The sequence below is a fragment of the Acidaminococcus sp. genome, assembly GCF_057597765.1.
The window spans coordinates 1-4167 of sequence record NZ_DBMBXK010000024.1 but is presented as its reverse complement, the minus strand read 5'-3'; the positions used below and the strand labels follow the sequence as shown (position 1 = coordinate 4167).

8 protein-coding genes are annotated in these 4167 nt (G+C 52.5%); all 8 read left to right on the top strand.

Annotated elements, in window-relative coordinates:
* A partial coding sequence (locus tag ACZOF8_RS10270) for a DUF6076 domain-containing protein (protein WP_487426928.1) occupies window positions 1-348 on the top strand: 348 nt, incomplete at its 5' end.
* Between the two features lie 53 nt (window positions 349-401).
* Window positions 402-596 carry a hypothetical protein gene (locus ACZOF8_RS10265; protein ID WP_302575446.1) on the top strand — a complete coding sequence of 65 codons (195 nt, stop codon included), beginning with the start codon at window positions 402-404 and terminating at the stop codon, window positions 594-596.
* A 321-nt stretch (window positions 597-917) separates the two neighbouring features.
* Window positions 918-1472, top strand: coding sequence for an RNA polymerase sigma factor (locus tag ACZOF8_RS10260; protein ID WP_487426927.1), 555 nt, complete (start codon window positions 918-920; stop codon window positions 1470-1472).
* 94 nt (window positions 1473-1566) lie between these two features.
* Entirely contained in the window at window positions 1567-1716 is a 150-nt protein-coding gene (locus tag ACZOF8_RS10255; protein WP_487426926.1) for a hypothetical protein, read from the top strand.
* Window positions 1713-2012 (top strand): rRNA biogenesis protein rrp5, encoded by a 300-nt coding sequence (locus ACZOF8_RS10250; RefSeq protein WP_487426925.1) that lies wholly within the window; start codon window positions 1713-1715, stop codon window positions 2010-2012. Before ACZOF8_RS10255 ends, ACZOF8_RS10250 begins: the two co-directional genes overlap by 4 nt.
* The gene (locus ACZOF8_RS10245) at window positions 2002-3144 is read left to right on the top strand and encodes a DUF2800 domain-containing protein (RefSeq protein WP_487426924.1); all 1143 of its coding nucleotides are present in this window, start codon (window positions 2002-2004) and stop codon (window positions 3142-3144) included. The genes ACZOF8_RS10250 and ACZOF8_RS10245 overlap by 11 nt, the downstream gene beginning before the upstream one ends.
* The gene (locus ACZOF8_RS10240; RefSeq protein ID WP_487426923.1) at window positions 3137-3703 is read left to right on the top strand and encodes a DUF2815 family protein; all 567 of its coding nucleotides are present in this window, start codon (window positions 3137-3139) and stop codon (window positions 3701-3703) included. The genes ACZOF8_RS10245 and ACZOF8_RS10240 overlap by 8 nt, the downstream gene beginning before the upstream one ends.
* Window positions 3704-3764: 61 nt before the next feature.
* Window positions 3765-4167 (top strand): 3'-5' exonuclease family protein (locus ACZOF8_RS10235; RefSeq protein ID WP_487426921.1); only part of this gene is annotated, 403 nt, incomplete at its 3' end.

Sequence of the window (4167 nt, the reverse complement as noted above, 5' to 3'; positions counted from 1 at the left end):
GAAAAATGTAAAAACTGTGGACATTATTTTGTCATTAATGGCAGAAGTGACTCAAAATATTGTGATTATCCATCTCCACAAAATTCCAATAAAACCTGTAAGGCAATAGGAGCACAAATAGCTATGGCTGAGAAGTTAAAAAATGACGAAGCCACTCATTTATACCGCAAAATCTATATGCGTAACAAAATGCTGCAGAAACGTCACCCGGATGATCAACAGTATCCGGCCATTTTGCATAAACTTATAAGTGAGGCCAAGATGTGGCGTAAGAGGCTTAAGCAAAATTCTGAGTTATATCCGGATTATCTAAAATGGATCAAGCAGTTTGATCGTGAAAATGAATAAATGATATTGAGAAAATCAATCATCTTGGATTATTTAAGAAAGGAGAATGCCCTATGATGAAATTTAGGAAACACATCCGGAATCTGCATGATGGGACTGAAAATGGGGAAAGAATATTTGACGCCATTTACGAAGATGATCATGTGACGATTGAATTGAAAAACAGTAAAAAAGAATTAGTATTAGTTCCCTGGGAAGATATCAAATTCCAGGTGGAAGCATCCAAAAGTGCAAATGTAACACGCTAAAATAGAAGTTACCTGTACGGCCCTATCTATATACGGAGCCGTCAAACGGAGCTATCTACGTTGACCGAAAGGTCATGTAGATGGCTCCGTTTTTTGTTTCAGCAAGTTCAAAAAGTAACTTGTTGAAACAAGAAAGTACAACCAAATTCCCGGCTCAAGGTTCATTCCTGGACGCGGGGATGCCCAGAGCGGCGAGCCGGACCCTATTTTTCGTCAGCCTACTGGGGTGGTTGACCATGGAAGCGAGGAGGCATCTCATGGTCAATACAGACAGGCAGCCTATATGCGTCTTCGCTTCGCATGTTGCGAAGGAGACCGCACATGGGCAACCAAGAGAAAACCAGAGTCAAAGAGCAGTATTTCATTCCCCTGGAAGTGAAGGAGGGAACCATCATCACCAAGGAATATGAAGAGGCACCACGGATGTGGTCCAAGATCGGGAACCGGAAGGTCCGGACCATCCTGATCCCGGCTACAAAGGAACAGTATGAGGCTTACATGCGGCCGGAGTGGAAGGAGGACAAACGGCAGCAGCGGCTGGCCGAAAAACGCAGGAAGCAGGAGGAAACCAGGACCCTCCAGGGCTGGGATACGCCTGTATCCTACGAGCAGCTTCAAGAAACGGGATATGGATTCCTGGGGGCAACGGAACAGGACAGCCTGGAAGAGATTGTGGAGAAAGAAGAGCTCCTGGAAGCCTTGCGGCGGGAGCTGGCCCAGCTGGAAGAACTGGACCGGACCATCCTGAAGATGGCGTCCCATGGCATCAGCGAAGCGGCCATCGGTCGGAAAGTGGGCCTTTCCCAAAAAGGGGTCAACAAACGGAAGCACCGGCTACTGGCAGCCCTGCGGGAACGGCTGGAAGAATATCGGTAAAACTTTTTTCAAAAAATGGGTACTTATCCCCGGACCTTTTGTCCTGTTAATGGTGAAGGGTGAAAGAAGAGCCCTTGAGAGAGGAGGAAAACCCATGAAAAAGGAAGGTCGCCTTCGGGAGCGGAACCGGGTCCTGGACCGGGAGATTGTGGGGCTGCTGCTGAAAATCAGCGAAACCGCAGAACGAACCGCCAAAACCATCCTGCGAATGCAGAAGAAAAACGAAAGGAGTCAACTGGTATGACAAAGGAAGAACTGGCCAGCCTGGCCGCTGAACTGAGAAAATGTGGGGCCGCTCTGGTAAAGATTGCGGCATCCCTGGAAGTGCCGGCACCAGAGGTCCCCAAGAAAGAGCCGGAAGCCCCAACCCTCACCCTGGAAGAAGTGCGGAAGGTGGCGGCAGATAAGTCCCGGCAGGGATTTACGGAAGAAGTCCGGGAGCTGATCCAGAAGTATGGGGCAGACAAGCTGTCCACCATGGATCCGGAGAAATACGGGGCCTTTCTGCAGGACCTGGAGGTGATGGGCCATGCCGGGTAACCATGCGGTGCTCTCTGCTTCGTCCAGTTACCGCTGGCTGGCCTGTCCCCCTTCGGCCCTGGAATGTGCTAAGCTGCCGGATGTGCAGAGCGACTTTGCCAAACAGGGGACGGAGGCCCATGCCCTTTGCGAATACAAGGTGAAGAAGGCCCTGGGGGAGAAGGTGAAAGACCCTACAAAGTCCCTGACCACCTTCGATGAAGAAATGGCCGAATGCACCGATGCCTATGCCCAGTTTGTGCTGGAGAGCCTGGCCGCCGCCAAAACCGTCTGCCCGGATCCGCTGGTGCTGGTGGAACAGCGGCTGGACTTTTCCCGGTGGGTGCCGGAAGGGTTCGGGACCGGGGACTGCCTGATTGTGGCGGATGATACCCTCACCGTCATCGACTACAAGCACGGGCTGGGTGTGCTGGTGGACGCAGAGAAGAATCCCCAGATGATGTGTTATGCCCTGGGGGCCCTGGATCTTTTTGACGGGATCTACGATATCCGCCAGGTGTCCATGACCATCTTCCAGCCCAGGCGGGAGAACGTGAGCACCTGCACACTGACCAAGGAAGAACTGCTCCAGTGGGCGGATACGGTGCTGAAGCCTACGGCGGAACTGGCGGCCCAGGGCAAAGGGGAGTACAAGGCCGGGGACCACTGCCGGTTCTGCAAGATCCGGGCCACCTGCCGGAAACGGGCGGAATACAACCTGGAACTGGCCAAATACGACTTTGCCATGCCTTCCACCCTGGGAGACCGTGAAGTGGAAGCCGTCCTGGCCAAAGCCGATGAACTGGTGAGCTGGGTGGGGGACATGAAGGACTATGCCCTGCAGCAGGCCCTTGCCGGCAAGAAGTGGGCAGGGTGGAAACTGGTGGAAGGCCGGTCCAACCGCCGGTATGTCAGTGACGAAGCAGTGGCCGCTAAAGTGGAAGAAGCCGGGTATTCCCCCTATGAGAAGAAGCTCATGGGGATCACGGCCCTGACCAAACTGCTGGGGAAACGCCGGTTCGATGAACTGCTAACGGACCTGATCGAAAAGCCCCAGGGAAAACCGGTGCTGGTACCGGAAACGGACAAACGGCCGGCCCTGCATACAGCAGCCGAAGATTTTGAAAATGAAGGAGGACAAAAATATGTCTAAGAATTATGTGAATCCGTGCAAAGTGATTACCGGGGTGAATACCCGCTGGAGCTATGCCAATGTGTGGGAACCCAAATCCATCAATGGGGGAACGCCCAAATACAGCGTCAGTCTGATCATCCCCAAGTCTGACACCAAGACGGTGGAAAAAGTCCGGGCCGCCATTAAGGCTGCCTACCAGGAAGGGGAAGGAAAACTGAAGGGGAACAGCCGGGTGGTACCGGCCCTGGAAGCCATCAAGAATCCGCTCCGGGACGGGGATCTGGAACGGCCGGGGGATGACGCTTATAAAGACAGCTTCTTCATCAACGCCAACTCTGCTACCCAGCCGGGCATTGTGGATGCCCACTGTCAGCACATTCTGGAGCGCTCCGAAGTGTATTCTGGGGTATACGGCCGTGCCTCCATCAGCTTCTATGCCTTTAACAGCAATGGCAACAAAGGCATTGCCTGCAGCCTGAACAACCTGCAGAAGATTCGGGACGGGGAACCCCTGGGCGGCAAACCTCGGGCAGAAGACGACTTTGCTACAGTGGATGAGGACGATTTTCTTGCGTAAGTGGATAGGAGAAAAAAGGTGGCAGGATGCGTTCTGCCACCTTTTCTATAAGGAGAACCTTATGAAAAGCCTTTCGTTAGATCTGGAAACGTACAGTGATGTGAATTTGGCCAAGTGCGGCGTGTATAAATATGCGGAGTCACCTGCCTTTGAAATTCTCCTTTTCGGGTATGCAGTGGATGGAGGACCCGTGCAGGTCATCGACCTGGCCCAGGGAGAAACTATCCCGGAAGAAATCCTGGATGTTCTCACCGATGACACCGTTACCAAGTGGGCCTTCAATGCCAATTTCGAACGGGTGTGTCTTTCCCGGTATCTCACTGACCTGGGGAGGAGACTGGATCTCTTTTATGACCAGCATCCTTTGCTTATGTGTGATAAAGAAGCAATAGAAGTGCAAAAAATTTTGCCGTTCCTATCCGACACTTGGCCATTGTGTCGGATAGGTCGGGCGGTTATTCGGG